Below are 16,539 nucleotides of genomic sequence, written 5' to 3'. Positions count from 1 at the left end.
GCGACAGTGGTGGGAACAGCCTCGGAGAGGCGATAGCCGCCAGCAACATGAATCAGCGGCTGTCCGATTTATCGGCACCAACCTCATCCCTTATGGTTAACAAGCGGTAAACGACCCGGCAAAAACTGCCGGACGCGGCAGTTTCTCCCGCGACAGTCAGCGCGCGCGACGCCGCAAGTCGTGAATTCCCCTCGCAAATTCAACGCTTTTATCGAAACTCAAATCTGGCACGACCCTCGCATGGTTAATAGCGGCCTAACCTCATGGGGAGCATGGGGCGCGGACACCAAAGACCTCAGCGGGGAGCAGAGGATGTTTCGGGTTCTAAGAGCAGCCGGCCTGGCGGCGATCGCATTGACGATCGGTTGCGGGTCTGCGGGTGCGACGTCGCGAATCAAGGATCTCGCGAATATCGAAGGCGTGCGCCAGAACCAGCTCATCGGCTACGGCCTCGTCGTCGGCCTCAATGGCACCGGCGATACTCTCAACAACATCCCGTTCACGAAACAATCGCTGCAGGCGATGCTTGAACGCATGGGCGTCAACATCCGCGGCGCGACCATCCGCACCGGCAACGTCGCCGCCGTGATGGTCACCGGAAACCTGCCGGCGTTCGGCACCCAAGGCACCCGCATGGACGTCACGGTCTCGGCGCTCGGCGATGCCAAAAGCCTTCAGGGCGGCACGCTGTTGGTCACCCCCCTGCTCGGCGCCGATGGCAACGTCTATGCCGTGGCCCAAGGTTCACTGGCGATCGGCGGCTTTTCCGCCGAAGGCGCTGCCGCGAGCGTAACGAAGGGGGTTCCCACCGTCGGTCGCATCGCCAATGGCGCGATCATCGAACGCGAAATCGAGTTTGCGCTCAACCGCCTGCCCAATGTGCGGCTCGCGCTGCGCAACAGCGACTTCACCACGGCCAAGCGCATCGCAGCCGCCGTCAACGATTTCCTCGGCACCAAGACGGCGGAGCCGGTCGACCCCTCGACCGTGCAGTTGAGCATTCCAGCCGAGTTCAAGGGCAATGTCGTTGCCCTGCTCACCGAGATCGAGCAGCTGCAGGTCGAGCCCGATCAGGTCGCCAAGATCGTGATCGACGAACGATCCGGCATCATCGTGATGGGACGCGACGTGCGCGTAAATACGGTTGCAGTGGCGCAAGGCAATCTCACCGTCTCGATTTCCGAAAGCCCGCAGGTCAGCCAGCCGGCGCCGTTCTCGCGCGGCCGCACCGTGGTCACACCGAACACGCGGGTCGGCGTCACCGAAGACGGCAAGAAGCTCGCGCTGGTCAAGAACGGCGTCTCGCTCCAGCAACTCGTCGACGGTCTCAATGGCCTCGGCATCGGCCCGCGCGACCTGATCGGTATTCTTCAGGCGATCAAGGCGGCCGGTGCGATCCAGGCCGACATCGAGGTGATGTGATGTCGACCATTCCGATGGCCAGCACCGGCACTCCGATGATCAACGGCCGCCGCGACCTGTTGCTGGCGGACGCGCTGACGAAGGTTTCACCGCAGGATCAGGCCAAAGCGAAAGCCAAGGCGCAGGACTTCGAGGCGGTGTTCCTCAACTCGATGTTCTCGCAAATGACCGATGGACTTAAAGGCGAAGGCCCGTTCGGCAACACGCCCGGCACAGGCGTGTGGCGCTCAATGATGACAGAGGAATACTCCAAGTCGTTCGCCAAAACCGGCGGCATCGGGATTTCCAACGATGTCTACCGGACGCTCATTCTTCAACAGGCAAATCGGTCCAGCTAAAAGATCCGGAGCAGACCCTCATGAACTCATCCACACAACCGGCTACGCCTCACGCACCAGCGGCGCCGGTATCGTCGCCTTCCGAAGCGCGCCGGCTGGCCGAAGGGTTGATGGATGTGATGAGCGCACTGCTCGGCATCATCGAACAGGAAACAGAACTGGTGCGCGCCGGCAGCGTGCGCGATGCGATGGCGCTGGAAGCGAAGAAGTGCGAAGCGTCGCGCCAGTACATGACAGCGATCACGCAGTTGAAGAACAACAGCGACTATCTCAAGACATCGACGCCCGAGCTTTTGACCGCCCTGCATCGTCATCACGACGTGTTCCGCGCCATGCTTCAGGTCAACCTGACCGTACTGGCGACCGCCCATGCCGTGTCCGAAGGCATCGTTCGCGGCGTCAACGGCGAATTGCAGCGCCGGAACCTGCCGCAAGGATACACCGCCGGTGGACAACGCTCCGCGCCCGCCCCGCGCCACGCGACTCCGCTCGCCGTCAGCCGCGTGCTCTGACGCTCAAACGCCGGCTAGCAACGCAGCATCTTCCGCATCACCGCATCTCCATCATCTGCGCACCGGCGACGGGCGGCAGATCGTTAGCGTTTGAATCAAATTGGCGCACCCGCATCATCGTAAAATTTAGAAACAACCTGCGATAACGGGTTCCGGAGAGGGTTGGGATTTGACTCAAGTGGGGCCAGGAGGCTGCCATGGGTACGGATTTCAACATCCGACCGATCGGGGGATCGGTCGTAACCGCAATTGCTTGGCCCGCGCCAAACGCAGCGAGGACGGCTGTGCCGACCGAACTGCCGCGTGACAAGGCCGTCAGCGCGGCGGATACGTCATTGCCGGCCAGAAACAACCCCCAGGCCAATGCCGATCAGCAGTCAAAGCAGATCGTGATCGATCGGGCTGCGGCCGAGATCGTCTATCGCGTCGTCGACAACAGGACGAGCATGGTGGTGCGCCAGTTTCCCGACGAAGCGCGGCTTCGCGCGCGCGCCTATCTGCGGGCGCAGGACATCGCCAAACAGGAAGCCTCCAGCCGGAATACGGATCGCGAGGCCTAGGTTCGCCGCACGCAATCAGGACTGCTTTGCGTAAGCCGTTTCAAGCGACTGCCCGCCGGTGGCCGGGTTCGTCATCACGGTCTTGATTTGCGCCGTGCCGATTTTTGTCAGCGTGAATTTGGAATCGCCGAACTTGAAGGCATTGTCCTTGATGAGGACATCCTGATACTTCACCGTCGATCCGCTCTGGTATCGCACCTTCGCGCGGAAGCCGACCACGTTCGAAACCTGGACGGTGAACTTGGTGTTGTCGGCGTATGCGCCGCTCCACGTGCCCTGATAACTGTCGGCATCCACGGGGACGTATGGCGTCCTGGAATAGTTGACGTTGGCGCCGACAGCGACATAGTTCGACTGGAGAATGGTGTAGATGTCACCCATCTGGATCGCTCCTGACGTGACCTACGCGCGACCCGACAACCCTGCAGCGAGATTGCAATTGATGTCGATCAACGGCTTAAGCCGTTCGCGCTGCGGATTGAGCTGAAGCTCCATCGTCTGCGTCATGACGAAGGTGCCGATATTGGCGATGTTCTGCCGAACCTCAAGGGTCTGCTGACTCTCGTCGCTCGTCACTGCACTGAGAAGAATCGACCAGAGCTTGCGATTAAACAGCAAGGCCTCGGCAAAATCATTGTCGGTCCGGCCGAGATTGATCATGACGTCCTGCAGCTTATTGGCTGCTTTCAGCAAGGCTTGCGCTTCGATGTCTCGCGGAGATGCGGTGGTTTGGGCGACGCGTGCGTAGGCTTGAGCAGCATTAGACATTCGTCACCTCAACAACCCCTCTTCCCTCTTCATCAGTTTCCTGACTTCCCTCAATGCCTTATAAAGAGCACCATTTAAAATATGGTTACTGGCGTTTTCAATCTCTTCCCTGAAGCTGGGAACAGCTTCCAGAAGATCCTTCACGAAGCTCATGTAGAGATCCTGATACTTCGGGATATCGTTCTCGAGGTACATCATCTGTATGCACAGATAGAGTCGCTTGACCGGTGTATCCGCGGTCTCCGCTGTCAGGATGTCTTTCTCGCGCAGGATTGGCGTCTCGCCGTCGACCAGAAACGATGCGCGTGTCTCCGAATTGGTAATGACGCTCTGACCGATGACGATCCGCTCATGCGGTTTCAATTCGACACGAAGGGACACGATCGTCTCCAGTTATCTAGATTCGGGACGCGCCCTGCTGCAGCACAAGCGCAATATCTTCCCATCATACCGCGCTTGAATCAAACGCGACATATCGAGACAATTTTACATATACCGCAAAGACACGACGGGATGATTACCCGCCGCACCGACTATCATTGGGCCGTCAAATTACTGCAGCAGCTTCAGCACGCTCTGCTGCGACTGGTTGGCGAGAGCGAGCGCCGACACCGCAATCGACTGGCGTGTCGCGAGCGCCTGGCTGTTGGCAGCCTCTTCGTTGGTATCGGCAATGGTCAGATTGGCCGAGCCGGTCTGCAGCACGTTGATCAGGTTCTTCGAGAAATCCTGACGGATCTGCACGATCGAGAGATTCGAACCGAGCGTCGACGCCTGCGACCGCAGCAGACTGCTGGCACCCTGAAGCTGCGCCAGCACCTTGTTGGTCGCAACGTTGTCGATAAAGTCTGTTCCCGACGTAAGCGTCGAAAGACCGAGGCCGGCAGGGTTGAGCGAGGTGCCGGTGATGTTCAGCGTCGACTTGCCGGTCTCGTTGAACACCAGTTTGAGCTGGTCTCCCGCAAGCAGGTTGACGCCGTTGAACGAAGCGTCGCCCGCGGTCGTGGAGATCTGCTCGATGATGTGGTTGTACTGATCGACGAGCTTGGCGCGGGCATCCTGCGAGGTCGGGTCGGCCACCGGATTGGCAATCGTCAGGCCGTTGAACAGTTGCGTCGCCGCCGCTGCGGTGCCGCCGATCGCACCGATGGTGTAGGACGCGGCATCGTTCGAAGTCGTGATCGTAATCGCGCCGGTCGAGTCGATGCTGGCCTGAAGATTATTGGCGAGCAGCTTGGCGTTGAGCTGATTGAGTGAGGAGATCTGTCCGGGGCCGGTGCCGAAGGTCAGATTGGTCGGCGTCCCTCCTCCCGTCGAATCGATGGTCAGGGTCTTGCCGGCGAGCGCCGGAACGCCTGGCGTGCGCGCGACGGTGCTGACGGCGCCGAGACCGAGCTTGGACAGGCCGCTGCCGCTGACCGTCAGGTCGCTGGCGGTGCCGGTGCTCAGGGTGATCTGGCCACCGGTGATTGTGGACGGCACGGCCGTGCCGGTGATGGCGTCGATGGCGGTGAGAACGTTCTGCACCGTGCCGGTGGTGACGTCGATCGACAGCGTGCCGTCGGCCGCCACGCCCGTGGTACCCGCGCCCGAGTTGAACGCGATGGTGATGCCGTTGATCACGAGAGTGTCACCGGCGACGAAGTTCGTCGCGAGGTTGTCCGAACCGGCGCCCGCGGCGCCCGCGAGATTGGTCGCGCCGGTGATCGGAGCCGCACCGCCGGTATCGTCGTTGTTCACGACCGCGCCTGTCACCGTGTTGTTGGTCGGAGGCGCAGTTCCAAGAATGTTGGCAGCGGTCGCGCCGGGATTCGGGCCGGTGCTCACGGTCGACTTGGTGTAGCCGACAGTGGTCTGCAAGGCCTGATTCGCGACCGACTTGGCGCTGTCGACCAGCTTCTGCAACGAGGTGATGCCGGTGTTGGCAGCCTGCAGAATTTGCACGCCGTTGCCGATGCCATCGAGAAGGTTGTTGATGTCGCCAGCGCGGCTATCGAGCGCGGCTGCGGTGAAGTAGTTGGTTGGATTATCGAGGGCGGTATTGACCTTCTTGCCAGTCGCAAGCCGATTTTGCGTGGTCGCAAGCAGATCAGCCGTTGACTGAAGCGACAGCAGGTTCTGGCGGACTGATGCCGAGAGAACGATATCGGACATGTCGATGTACCTTCCTGATTATCCGCGCGATGCCGCTAATCCGACGGCAAGCGCACCCTTGGAGAACGCGTCTTTCCCCAATTCTTAGGAGGCACGGTTTAAGGTATGGTTAACAGCCGCTTAAATTTCATCCTTCACAAAGTGTAAACGCCGCCAGAAACCCCGCAAATGGCTTTGAAACGAGCCCGGTTGCCCTGCCCGGCCATCCGGAAAACCGCATAAAAAAAGCGGCGGGGTTTTGCCCCGCCGCCTCGTTTTGTTTTGGACCGTCGAGATCAGCGCAGGAGCTGAAGAACGCTCTGCTGCGACTGGTTGGCCAGCGCCAGCGCGGACACCGCGATCGACTGGCGGGTCGACAGCGCCTGGCTGTTTGCCGCTTCCTCGTTGGTGTCGGCCAGCGTCAGGTTCGCCGAGCCGGTCTGCAGCACGTTGATCAGGTTCTTCGAGAAGTCCTGACGGATCTGCACGACCGAGAGATTCGAACCGAAGGCAGACGCCTGCGACCGCAGCGAGGTGCTGGCATCGTTGAGCGACGTCAGGACCTTGTTGGTCGAGGCGTTGTCAACGAAGTCCGCGCCCTTGGTGAGCGAGGACAGGCCGAGGCCTTCCGGGTTGAACAGCACGCCGGTGATGTTCAGCGTGGACTTGCCGGTTTCGTTGAACGTCAGCTTGAGCTGGTCGCCGTTGAGCAGGTTGACGCCGTTGAAGGACGAGTCCTGCGCCGTGGTGCGGATCTGGTCGATCACGGTGTTGTACTGATTGACCAGGCTCGCGCGGGTGTTCTGCGAGTTGACGTCTTCCGCCGGTCCGGCAATCGTCAGCGAACCGAGGAAGCCCGAAACCGCGGTGCCACCGAAGATGCTGCCCGAGCTGAGGTCGAACGAAGCTTCGTCATTCGACGTCGTGAAGGTCAGAACGCCGGTCGAGCTGATCGAGGCCTGCAGATTGCTCTTCGCAAGCTTCGCATTCAACCCATCGAGCGTGTTGACCTGGTCAGTGCCGGTGCCGAAGGTGATGGTCTGAGCCGGGCTGCCGTCGATTGCAGCGATGGTCAGCGTTTCAGCCTCATGCGAACTCGTCGGAGCGGTCGTGCCGGCGGTCAGACCAATCTTGGCGAGCGCGGTACCGCCGAGAGTGATGCTGTCCGAAGCGTTGCCCGCGGTGAGCGTGACCTGGTTGGTCGCAATCGCCGCAGTAGCGGTGCCGCCGCCGAGCGCCGTCGTGATGGCGGTGGTCAGGTCGTCCGTGTCGGCAGCAGCCGTCGCGGTGGTGTTCAGGTTGATGGTGCCGTCCGGATCGGTGGTGAGCGCATTAACACCGGTGCCCGCAGCGGTGATGTTGATCGTCGTCCCGTTGACGATGATGGTGTCACCCGCAACAAAGCCACCGCCAGCCGCAGCGGTCAGGGCCGAAGAAGCAGCGAGGGTCGCAACAGCTGTGCCGGTAAGCGTCGCAGCAGTATCCGGCGTGCCGAGCAGGTTGCTGGCGGTCGCGCCGGCGATGGCCGAGCTGGTCGCGCTGGACTTGGTGTAGCCGACCGGAGTCTGCAACGCCTGGTTGGCGATCGACTTGGCACTGTCGACCAGCTTCTGCAGCGAGGTGATGCCGGTGTTGGCAGCCTGCAGCACCTGCACGCCGTTGCCGATACCGTCGAGCAGGTTGTTGATGTCGCTGGCGCGCGCATCGAGACCGGCAGCGGTGAAATAGTTGGTCGGGTTGTCGAGAGCGGTGTTGACCTTCTTGCCGGTAGCAAGGCGGGTCTGCGTGGTGGAGAGCAGTTCCGCGGTCGACTGGAGGGAGAGCAGGTTCTGACGAACCGATGACGAGAGAACGATGTCAGACATGGATGTACCTTTCTGGTGAACGCATGTGTACTTGCGACGCTGACTTTCAATCAGCGTTGAGCCCACGCAGACTGGGGTCAACAATTGAAGAAGCTATGAATTGAATGGCTTCACTTGTCGGCGGTTGGGCGATGCAAACCGCCGACACAGAATCGCGACACCGTTGATTTCATTCAGCAATCGCTAGCAGCCAGATCAGCCACCCTGCGTTTTCGTTTACGTGGCGTTAACCACGATAGGAAACGATGGCTCCCGGGCTGGGGATGTCTGAAACGGAAACCATTTTGGAGATCTCCGATGGCGTTGAAAGTCGATCTCAAGCCGCACGAGAAGATCATCATCGGCTCCTGCGTGATTACCAACACGGACCAGCGGGCCAAGCTGTTGATCGAAGGCGAGCGGATTCCGGTGCTGCGCGAGAAGGATGTCCTGACGCCGGCCACCGCCGACACGCCCGCGAAGCTCATCTATCTGGCGGTACAGCTGATGTACATCTCGCCGGACCCGCAACAGCATCACGCGGTTTATTTCGATCTGATCAGGAACGTCCTCAGCGCCGCACCCAGCAGCGCGCCGGCGATCGCGGATATCAACAACCACATTCTTGAGGGCGACTATTACAAGGCGCTGAAGGACTCGAAGAAGCTGATCGCTTATGAGGAGCAGCTTCTCGCGCAGGCCCGGGCGCAACAAGCCGCAGACGGTCTGGTCGGGGCCGCCTGAGACTTCCGGCGGGACCGGCGCACGAGCCTCCACAGGCTCGCCAGCCATTTGACCGTCATCAGCGCGGCAGGAAGTTGATCAGGCTCATCTGATAAAGCGATGCCGTGGTCTGGTACGACGCCTGCAAACTCGTCTGCAGCGCGAGAATTTTGGTCGCGACCTCATTGTCGTCAATGCCCTGGATCGAATCCAGCAGCGACTGCGCAATCGCACCGGCCTGCGTCTGCCGGTCCGTCGTCGTCTTGATCGACGCTTGCGCGCCAGCGAACTCGGCCTGAACGTCCTGAATGGTCTGCTGTCCGGTCTGGACGCCAAGATTCTGGACCAGCCGGGAGTTCAGCGCGGTCAATTGCGCCGTAGCATTGGGATCGCTGGTGCTGGTGGTGACCGCCGCGTACACCGCAACATTCTTGAGCGCGGTACGGAACGCATCCTCGTTGGCCCGAGCACCATACTGCACCGTGATCGCCGTATCGATTCCGGCGACAGCCGTGCCGCGCGCCGGATCGGCGCCGTCTTCGCCGGTGTACCATGACACGGTGTTCGCGGCGGTGCCGTCGACAAGCGACGTCGCGGAATCGAACGGAGGGCCGTTGACCCGCTGCGGCGGCGAGGAATCGAAGAAATTTCCCGACGCCGCGATCGCCGAACCCGCGACGAGCGACGTGTTGGCGAGTTTGCCGACCGAGATATTGAGTGCGGCGTTGAGATTTGCCGCGGTCGCAGTCGAATCCACGCCAATCGCAAAGCTGCCTGCAGGCAATGGAACTTCGGACGAAGCGGTGAGCTCGATCGACTCGGTCGTACCATCCGGCAAGGTAAAGGTGAATTTCACCTTCTCACCGTCGCCGGGATTGGTCGGCCCGAGATCGACCGACATCGTCGACGGCGGCGCCGGTAAAACCGGTGGCGGATCTGGCGGCGCGGTCACCGTCGACCCCGTCAGGCTCGAGGAAATCGAATCGAGCTTGAGACCGAACGGCGATCCGGTGACGTCTTCGCTGACCGCGACCGAAGTAACCGTGGGCGAACTAACGGTTACGCGCCCCATACCGCCTGCGCCGAGATCAGCCGCCTTGCGCTCGGCAATCATCTGCTTCAATCCGGCCTGCGTGGCGGTGCCGTTGAGAATGGCATCTGCCGATGCCGTCGCCGGCGTGTCGGTCGCGCGACCCGAGAAAAGATAGCGGCCGCCGGAATCAGCATTGAGCAGCGCGATCGTCTGCGTGAACGACGCCATCGCGGTCTGCTGGCCCGCGGTCTGCCCGGTGTTGTCGAGCGTCAGCGACGCACCCGCCGCGGCGGCTTTCACCTCGCTGGTCGCGTCCGCGATTCCCTGCAGCGAAAGATTGACGATGCCGATGCGGGTGTTGAGGTTGGTGGCGGTGCCGGCGTAGCTTGCGATGCTGGCGATCTGCGCGCGCAGGCCCGTTGCCGTGCCGGCGTCGACACCGAGACCAGCGTAGGTATTCGACTTCTGTCCGGACGCGAGCTGCTGCGTCAGGGAATCGAGCTGGCTCTTGATATTGATGAGCTGCGAACCGAGGTACGATGTCCGACCGCTGACGCCATCGATGGTCATGAGAACTTCCTCAAATTGATTGCAGCAGCGCCTGGAACATGGAGTTGACCGTCGACATCACCCGGGCGTTGGCGGCATAGGCGCTCTGCAGCGCCAGAAGATTGGCCATCTCCTCGTCGATATCGACGCCGGACGATGCATTCATCTTGTTCTGCAGCGTATTCAGCACGACGTTCTGACCGTCCGAAATCTGCTGCGCCATGCTTGCGGCATCGCCCTGCATGCTGGTGAACTGCTTCGTGAAGCTGAGAAGCGTTCCCTTGAACGGCGAAGCCGTGGTGCCGAGGCCGGACTGCGGCAGGTAGGTGTAAGTACCGGACGTCAGCTGCGACAAAATATAATCGGACCGCGTGGTGTCGCCCGACGCCGTCTGCGGCGAGGTGCTGTAGACGATCAGGCGCGACGGATCGGCGAGCAGTGCAGGGTTGATCGTGATCCGCCCCGCCAGACCGGTTTGCTGCGCGCCCGATGCGGTGATCGCGCCGGTATAGGGATTCCCTGCATCGGTGAACAGCGGCAGCTGCGGCCCGCCGTTGATCAGCGACGTCATCGTCGTGGTGACCGATGCCGAATTGACGTCCGACATTCCCCCGGCACCGTCGTCGAGGATGCGCAGGTTCTGACCCGAAGGATTCGAAAACTGGAGACCGGCGCTGCCGAGCGCGGCAGTCAGCTGCGACACCACCGACGCCATGCCGCCGGAAAAATCCACGCCGATGACCCGATCGTTCGGGTCGGCGGTTGCTGAATTCTGCAGCGACACCGATGGATCGTCGGTGCGAACGATCGAGATGCTGTGCTGGGTATTGGTCGCCGTGTCGGTGTAGGTGAGATGAATGACGTTGCCGTTCTGAAGTCCGGTCAGGTCAACATCGAATCCAGCCGGCGTGCCGGGCGGCACCGGCGACGGCGGATAGGCAATACCGTCGGTCGTCCGGTCGGACAGCGCGCTCGACATCGAGGCCGCCAATTGATCGACCTGCGCCTGCGCCTGAACCAGCGTTTTATCGCGCAGCTCCACATAGGCCGCAATCGCGCCGGAGCGAATCGCGCCGGTCGCGATCAGATCGATATTTCCGCCGCCCGGTGAAACAACAGTGATCGAACCGAGATTGCTCTTCGACGGATCGGCACTCCATTGCGTGTTCGGCGTGACCGTGCCTTGCGGATTGAATGCCATCTGAATGGCGTCGGGACCGCTGACGAGTTGCATTCCGGAGCCGGTGAGAACCGACACCTGATTGCCGCTGGTGACGACGCGCACGTCCATCAGTTGCGACAACTGAGTGATGTATTGATCGCGCTGATCCATCAGCGTGGCCGACGCGGTGTCCTGCGTCGAGTGGCCCTGCAACTGCTTGTTGATCGCTGCAATCTGCGCCATCGCATTGTTGGCGATCGACACCGCACTGTTGATTCCGGATTCCGCACTGGCGCGCAGACCCTGAATCCCTTGCGTTGCTGAATTGAGCTGCTGCGCCATCGACTGCGCGGCGTTGAGCACGGCGGCGCGTGCCGACTGCGAGTCGGGGCTGGTCGACAACGCCTGCAAAGCCGTCGTCAACGAGTTGAACGCGCCTTCGATCGTGGACTTCGAGTTTGGATTGCCATAGATCGTCTGAAGATTGTTCAGAAAGCTGGCGCGCGTTCCGGCGTAAGAGGCGCCGGACATCTCGGTGCGCAACTGGGTCTGGATGTACTGATCGAGCTCGCGATTGACGCCGGCGACGCGAACGCTCGCGCTGTCGCCCGAGACGGTCTGAAGCTGGTTGATCGTCTTGCGAACATAACCCGGCGTCTCGGTGTTCGCGACATTGGACGACACCAGCGCCAGAGCAGCCTGGTTGGCGCGCAGGCCAGCCATCGCGGTTGAGAGAGCTTGGCTCAGACCCATAACATACTGCCCATCTCAAATTGATTGCGAACGCTTGCCGCTTATCGCAGCACGTTCAGCAGATCCTGCGCCATCTGGTTGGCGGTGGTGATGACCTTGGTGTTCGCCGAGTAGGCCTGCTGGGTGACGATCAGCTTGGTGAATTCGTCGGCGATATCGCTGTTCGAGCCTTCGAGCGAGGAACCGACGATGGTGCCGCCCTTGCCATATAGCGCCTGACCCGACTCGTCGGTTGCTTCGAACGCGCCGCCGTCGATGCGCTTGAGGAAGTTCGGACCGTTGAAAGTCGCGAGCGTGATCTGCGCGAGATCGATATTGCGGCCGTTGGAATAGCTGCCGACCACGCGGCCGTTGTTGCTGATCGCAACGGTCTGCAACTGACCGGCCGGGAAGCCGTCCTGGTGAATATCGTTGACCTGCACGTTGCCATTGGCATCGGCGAATTGCGTGACGCCGCTGGCGCCGAAATTGACGGTGACGTTACCCAGCGCCACGCCGCCAATGGTCGCGCTGTTCAGCGTAACCGACGACACCGCCGGGTTCATCTGGCCGTTGGCGCCGAAGGTGAAGTCGGTCCCGACGTTTTGCCAGGCGACGGCTGCACCGGTTGCATTGGCATCGACCTGATAGAACAGATTCCACTTGTCGACGTGACCGGCACCGAGATTCGAGCTGTCCACCTTGGCCCAGCGGAACTGCAGGCTGACAGGCGAACCCGAGACGTCGTAGGCGGTGGTTGCGCCGCCGGATACCGATTCATCGATGAACGACTGAATATCCGATCCGACCACAGTGCCGGTACCGGGCGTGCCGCCGCCAAGCCGCGTGGCGGTCACCGGCAGCGACAGGCCGAGCGCGGTGAACGCACCGGTGTTCGAACTGGTGATCTGGAGATTGTTCGCAAGGCCGGTGTGCATCGTGACGACGCCCGTCGCCGAGACGGTCGACGGGTTGGTGGTGTTTCCGTTCGCCGCGTCGATCTTGGCAAGCAGGTTTGCGACCGTGGAATCGACCGGGATATTGGTCGCGTCATCGAGACCGCCGGATGCAGTGAAAGTGATGGTCACGCCATTCACGGTCACGGTGTCACCGATCGCGAAATCCGTCGTCAGCGAGTCGGTGTTGGCGCCGCCCGATAGCAGCGTCGCACCGCTGATCGCGGTCGGAGTCGTCAGCTTGCTGCTGGCCGCGGTGCCCGGCGATGCATTGTCCATGTACGGATTGGGCGGCGTGCCGATGATCCGCGGATTGGAGGTGAAGTCGCCGACGTTGAGCAGTTCGGAGCCAGGCACCGAATTGTCATGCTTCGAGGTCAGCGGATAGCTCGCAAGGTTGGCGCGATAAGTGACCGAGGTGGTCGGCTGCGCCGGCAGGAAGTCGCTGCCGAACCGCAACACCGTCGGCACACTGCCGGTCACGTTGCCCGTCGTCGGGTCGATCGGAATGCCTTCGAGATAGTAGCCCGCACCGTTGACGAGATAACCGTTCTTGTCGAGCGTGAAGTCGCCGCGGCGCGTGTAGCGATCGACACCGTCGAACACCGGCTGGTTGTCCGTGAAATTGCCTGGCTTCTGGACGGCGAAAAAACCGTCGCCGTTGATCGCCATGTAGGTGGCGACCGCAGCGGCCTGCACGTCGCCCTGCACCGTGTTGGTTTCGCGCGACGCCGAGGTCACGCTGCCGGCGAGTTGGCTGGTCGTTCCGGTATCTGGAATGAGATCGAGAAAGCTGGTGTCGATGCGCTTGAATGCAGTGGTCTGCGAGTTCGCGATGTTGCCGGAGATATTTTCCAGCGCGTAGGACTGGGCGCGGAGGCCCGCGACGGATGTGGTGAGAGCCCCGAAGATACCCATGACATCGTCTCCAGCTTCGATCCGGGCGGCCTGCCGGTTGCCAAAACAAGGGCCGCGTTTCGAAGGTGGAGTCGCAAGCGTCGTGCCAACGTATAAAATATTGCTATATCAATCACTTAAGAAAAAGCCCCGGCCATTTGACCGGGGCACAATTGCCTAGCGCGGCAAGAATTGCCGGAGCCGGGTGTCAGGACGACGAGCCATCGGCGGGTTTGAAGACCATGCCGTCGCCATCCATGCAGTAACGAAGTCCGGTCGGCTTCGGGCCGTCGTCGAACACATGTCCGAGGTGGCCGCCGCAACGGCGGCAATGGATCTCGGTCCGCACCATCATCATGGTGCGATCCTCGGTCTTGCTGACGGCATTCGGCAGATGATCGTAGAAGCTCGGCCATCCGGTTCCGCTCTCGAACTTGGTTTCGGAGGCGAACAGCGGCAGGTCGCAACCGGCGCAGGCGAAGATGCCCTTACGCTTCTCCTTGTTGAGCGGACTCGAAAACGGCCGCTCGGTGCCATGCTCGCGCAGGATGTAATATTGCCGAGGCGTCAGTTGCCGCTTCCATTCTTCCGGGGTTTTTTCGATCTCGAATTTGCCGGCAGCTTCGGCCTTCCCCGGAAAACCGAGCCAGCGCAGCGCAGCGAACGCCGCCAAACCGGCAGTGGATGCGAGAAGAAAGCGGCGGTTGATCATTGGAAACTCCGTTCAAGCCGGGCGATACCGGGTCCTATGGCAGCTACGACCTAAAACACCGGAAGTTACGGTGATTATCCCCGCCTCGGCTCACATTCCCGCGAGGTGATCAGGGCCGGCCATGCGGCTTTTGCAGTTCAGCCGCACGCCGGGCCGCCGCTGCGGAGCGCGATTGGGCCACGGCCACCCGTTTTTCATGCGCCAATTCGCGGGTCTGTTCCCGCGCCGCCGCTCGCTCGCGATAACGTGCCAGCGCCCCGGCCGCCGCGGATTGCTGCCGCGAGAGCTTGCCGATGGCATGACCGACCACCCGCCCGGCGGTCCCGCCTGCCCAGACCAGTTCAAAGGGCGAAAACAGTTTCCAGCGATCATCCCCCAGCAACATGCTTCTGGCGATCAACTCCCCGGCCATCGCAGATGTGTTGAGACCCTGACGCCCGAAACCGCTGACCACCCAGAGGCCGGGCCGAAGCTGGCCGATCTGCGGCATGCCATGGACGGTCTGGCCAAAGACCCCGCCCCAGGTCTCCGCGATCTCGACGCGGCCGAGTTGAGGAAACATGGTCGCGATGCGCTGGCGGATAGCCTTGGCAAATCTCGACGGGTTGGCCTGCCACGTCGTTTCCGGAGACGACCACAACAGCCTGTCGCCATCGACAATACGAAAATGATCGATCCCGTCGGTATCGATTACCGATCCCTGGAACGTCACCGTCTCGGCAAGACGCTCGCCAAGCGGCGCCGTCAATGCCGCATAGCGCCAGACCGGCAACAGCGTCGTCGCCAACCGAACGCCGGCCGCGCCGATATGCGCATTGCCCGCAAGCACGACCTGCGAGGCACGCAGCCGCGCCGATGGCGTCACGACACGCTTGCGGACACCGGCGGGGTCGATATTGACCACCGGCGTGTTCTCGAAAATCCGCACCCCGTCCTGCTCCGCAAGCGAGGCAAGACCATGCACATACTTGCGTCCGTCGATCTGGAACGCTTTCGGATAATGGATGGCGTGAAAATAGCGTCGGGTCTTGAGAACGTCACGGACGCGGTCGGCCTGCCAGCCTTCGACGTCGGCGCCGAAATCCTCACCCAGCGTTTGCAGGCGGCTGATGATCTCATCCCCGGCGTCGACGGTCGAGACTTCGAGCGCGCCATCGGTCACCGCGGTTTCGGGCGCATTCGTCATGACGGTCGCCCGCACATAATCCGCGCCGGCCTGAGAGAGCGACCAAAGCTCGCGGGCATTATCAAAGCCGACCCGCGCGATCAGGTCGGAAACCGGCACGCCATATCCGGGCATCACTGTGCCGAGATGATGCCCCGATGCATTCCAGCCGACCTGCCGTCCTTCGAGCAGCGCGACACTCGCGCCGTTCCGGGCAGCCTCGCGCGCAACGGTCAGCCCGGCGAGTCCGCCGCCGACAACGCACACATCGACATCGAGGTCGAATGTCAGCCGCGGGCGGCCGGCATCCGCGGACGCATCGCCAGCCTCGCTCCCGGTTTCATGTGTCGCAGACTGCGCCATCGGATTTTCTTAGCCGCCGATCGGATGCTTGTCACTTGTCGGACGCCGGCTTGTACACTATTCCCGGTTCAAAGCCTGTATCGAGTATCATCGGCTCCAGCCGAATCGAGGTCGCGCCATGCTCCGTCTGATGCTGCTGCGCCACGCCAAAACGGAGCGCGACGCGACAAGCGGCAAGGACCGCGACCGCCGCCTCGACCCGCGTGGCCGCGACGATGCCCCTGTCATGGCGGCATGGATGGCCGACAATGGTTATCGGGCGGACCTCGCCCTCGTTTCGACCGCGACACGGGCGCAGGAGACCTGGGCGCTGGTTGCACCCGTCATGCCGCACTGCCTCGTCGAGTCAGTCGATGAACTTTACCACGCAGGCGCGACCGAACTGCTCGGGATCATTCGAGATGCGGCGGCAACCGCTCCCCGAAGCCTTCTTATCGTGGCGCACAATCCCGGTCTTCATGAACTGGCGTTGACCTTGCCGGCGCGCGGCGACAAGGCCGGGCTGCGCGCACTGATCAACAACCTGCCGACGACGGGTCTTGCGGTCATCGACTTCGACATCGAGGACTGGACCGAGGTATCATTCCGAACCGGCACATTGACGCAGTTCAAGAGTCCTAAGCTTCTTCAACAACCTTTTGCGAGCGACACCGACTAGCGACGCCGACAT

16 protein-coding genes are annotated in these 16,539 nt (G+C 61.7%); 6 read left to right on the top strand and 10 right to left on the bottom strand.

Annotation, left to right across the window (positions count from 1 at the left end; translation table 11 throughout):
* Positions 1-312: 312 nt before the first annotated feature.
* The 4 genes from ASC80_RS02950 to ASC80_RS02935 all read left to right on the top strand — a co-directional run bounded on the left by ASC80_RS02950 (position 313) and on the right by ASC80_RS02935 (position 2,832).
* Positions 313-1,422 (top strand): flagellar basal body P-ring protein FlgI, encoded by a 1,110-nt coding sequence (locus ASC80_RS02950; RefSeq protein ID WP_056292706.1) that lies wholly within the window; start codon positions 313-315, stop codon positions 1,420-1,422.
* Positions 1,422-1,760: a flagellar assembly peptidoglycan hydrolase FlgJ gene (gene flgJ, locus ASC80_RS02945; protein WP_056292705.1), complete on the top strand. Its 339-nt coding sequence runs from the start codon at positions 1,422-1,424 to the stop codon at positions 1,758-1,760. Before ASC80_RS02950 ends, flgJ begins: the two co-directional genes overlap by 1 nt.
* Before the next feature lie 20 nt (positions 1,761-1,780).
* Positions 1,781-2,272, top strand: coding sequence for a hypothetical protein (locus ASC80_RS02940; protein ID WP_056292704.1), 492 nt, complete (start codon positions 1,781-1,783; stop codon positions 2,270-2,272).
* Between the two features lie 284 nt (positions 2,273-2,556).
* Positions 2,557-2,832: a hypothetical protein gene (locus ASC80_RS02935; protein WP_349509645.1), complete on the top strand. Its 276-nt coding sequence runs from the start codon at positions 2,557-2,559 to the stop codon at positions 2,830-2,832.
* 15 nt (positions 2,833-2,847) lie between these two features.
* On the opposite strand, the gene ASC80_RS02930 is transcribed toward ASC80_RS02935, so the two are convergent.
* The 5 genes from ASC80_RS02930 to ASC80_RS02910 form a co-directional block, all read right to left on the bottom strand.
* A complete protein-coding gene (locus ASC80_RS02930) occupies positions 2,848-3,213 on the bottom strand; it encodes a hypothetical protein (protein ID WP_056292701.1) in 366 nt (121 codons plus the stop codon).
* 21 nt (positions 3,214-3,234) lie between these two features.
* Positions 3,235-3,600, bottom strand: coding sequence for a flagellar biosynthesis regulator FlaF (gene flaF / locus ASC80_RS02925; protein WP_056292699.1), 366 nt, complete (start codon positions 3,598-3,600; stop codon positions 3,235-3,237).
* Between the two features lie 3 nt (positions 3,601-3,603).
* The gene (flbT, locus tag ASC80_RS02920) at positions 3,604-3,981 is read right to left on the bottom strand and encodes a flagellar biosynthesis repressor FlbT (protein ID WP_056292698.1); all 378 of its coding nucleotides are present in this window, start codon (positions 3,979-3,981) and stop codon (positions 3,604-3,606) included.
* A gap of 171 nt (positions 3,982-4,152) precedes the next feature.
* Positions 4,153-5,754 (bottom strand): flagellin N-terminal helical domain-containing protein, encoded by a 1,602-nt coding sequence (locus ASC80_RS02915; RefSeq protein WP_056292696.1) that lies wholly within the window; start codon positions 5,752-5,754, stop codon positions 4,153-4,155.
* A 275-nt stretch (positions 5,755-6,029) separates the two neighbouring features.
* Positions 6,030-7,598, bottom strand: a complete 1,569-nt coding sequence (locus ASC80_RS02910) for a flagellin N-terminal helical domain-containing protein (protein ID WP_056292694.1) — start codon at positions 7,596-7,598, stop codon at positions 6,030-6,032.
* A 297-nt stretch (positions 7,599-7,895) separates the two neighbouring features.
* On the opposite strand from ASC80_RS02910, the gene flbT (ASC80_RS02905) reads away from it, so the two are divergent.
* Complete coding sequence (flbT, locus tag ASC80_RS02905) at positions 7,896-8,321, top strand: flagellar biosynthesis repressor FlbT (RefSeq protein ID WP_056292692.1); 426 nt, start codon at positions 7,896-7,898, stop codon at positions 8,319-8,321.
* Positions 8,322-8,379: 58 nt separating this feature from the next.
* Here flbT (ASC80_RS02905) and ASC80_RS02900 read toward each other — a convergent pair whose 3' ends face one another.
* The 5 genes from ASC80_RS02900 to ASC80_RS02880 all read right to left on the bottom strand — a co-directional run bounded on the left by ASC80_RS02900 (position 8,380) and on the right by ASC80_RS02880 (position 15,869).
* Positions 8,380-9,903: a flagellar biosynthesis protein FlgL gene (locus ASC80_RS02900; protein ID WP_056292691.1), complete on the bottom strand. Its 1,524-nt coding sequence runs from the start codon at positions 9,901-9,903 to the stop codon at positions 8,380-8,382.
* 10 nt (positions 9,904-9,913) lie between these two features.
* Positions 9,914-11,797 carry a flagellar hook-associated protein FlgK gene (gene flgK / locus ASC80_RS02895; RefSeq protein ID WP_056292689.1) on the bottom strand — a complete coding sequence of 628 codons (1,884 nt, stop codon included), beginning with the start codon at positions 11,795-11,797 and terminating at the stop codon, positions 9,914-9,916.
* A 41-nt stretch (positions 11,798-11,838) separates the two neighbouring features.
* Positions 11,839-13,650 (bottom strand): flagellar hook protein FlgE, encoded by a 1,812-nt coding sequence (locus tag ASC80_RS02890; RefSeq protein ID WP_056292688.1) that lies wholly within the window; start codon positions 13,648-13,650, stop codon positions 11,839-11,841.
* A 187-nt stretch (positions 13,651-13,837) separates the two neighbouring features.
* Positions 13,838-14,341 carry a peptide-methionine (R)-S-oxide reductase MsrB gene (gene msrB, locus ASC80_RS02885; protein WP_056292687.1) on the bottom strand — a complete coding sequence of 168 codons (504 nt, stop codon included), beginning with the start codon at positions 14,339-14,341 and terminating at the stop codon, positions 13,838-13,840.
* Between the two features lie 109 nt (positions 14,342-14,450).
* The gene (locus ASC80_RS02880) at positions 14,451-15,869 is read right to left on the bottom strand and encodes an NAD(P)/FAD-dependent oxidoreductase (protein WP_056292686.1); all 1,419 of its coding nucleotides are present in this window, start codon (positions 15,867-15,869) and stop codon (positions 14,451-14,453) included.
* A 118-nt stretch (positions 15,870-15,987) separates the two neighbouring features.
* On the opposite strand from ASC80_RS02880, the gene ASC80_RS02875 reads away from it, so the two are divergent.
* Positions 15,988-16,527: a SixA phosphatase family protein gene (locus tag ASC80_RS02875; protein WP_056292684.1), complete on the top strand. Its 540-nt coding sequence runs from the start codon at positions 15,988-15,990 to the stop codon at positions 16,525-16,527.
* The last annotated feature ends 12 nt before the right edge of the window (positions 16,528-16,539 follow it).

This window comes from Afipia sp. Root123D2 (genome assembly GCF_001425835.1).
Lineage (GTDB): Bacteria > Pseudomonadota > Alphaproteobacteria > Rhizobiales > Xanthobacteraceae > Afipia.
This window is presented reverse-complemented; position numbering and strand designations above follow the sequence as displayed.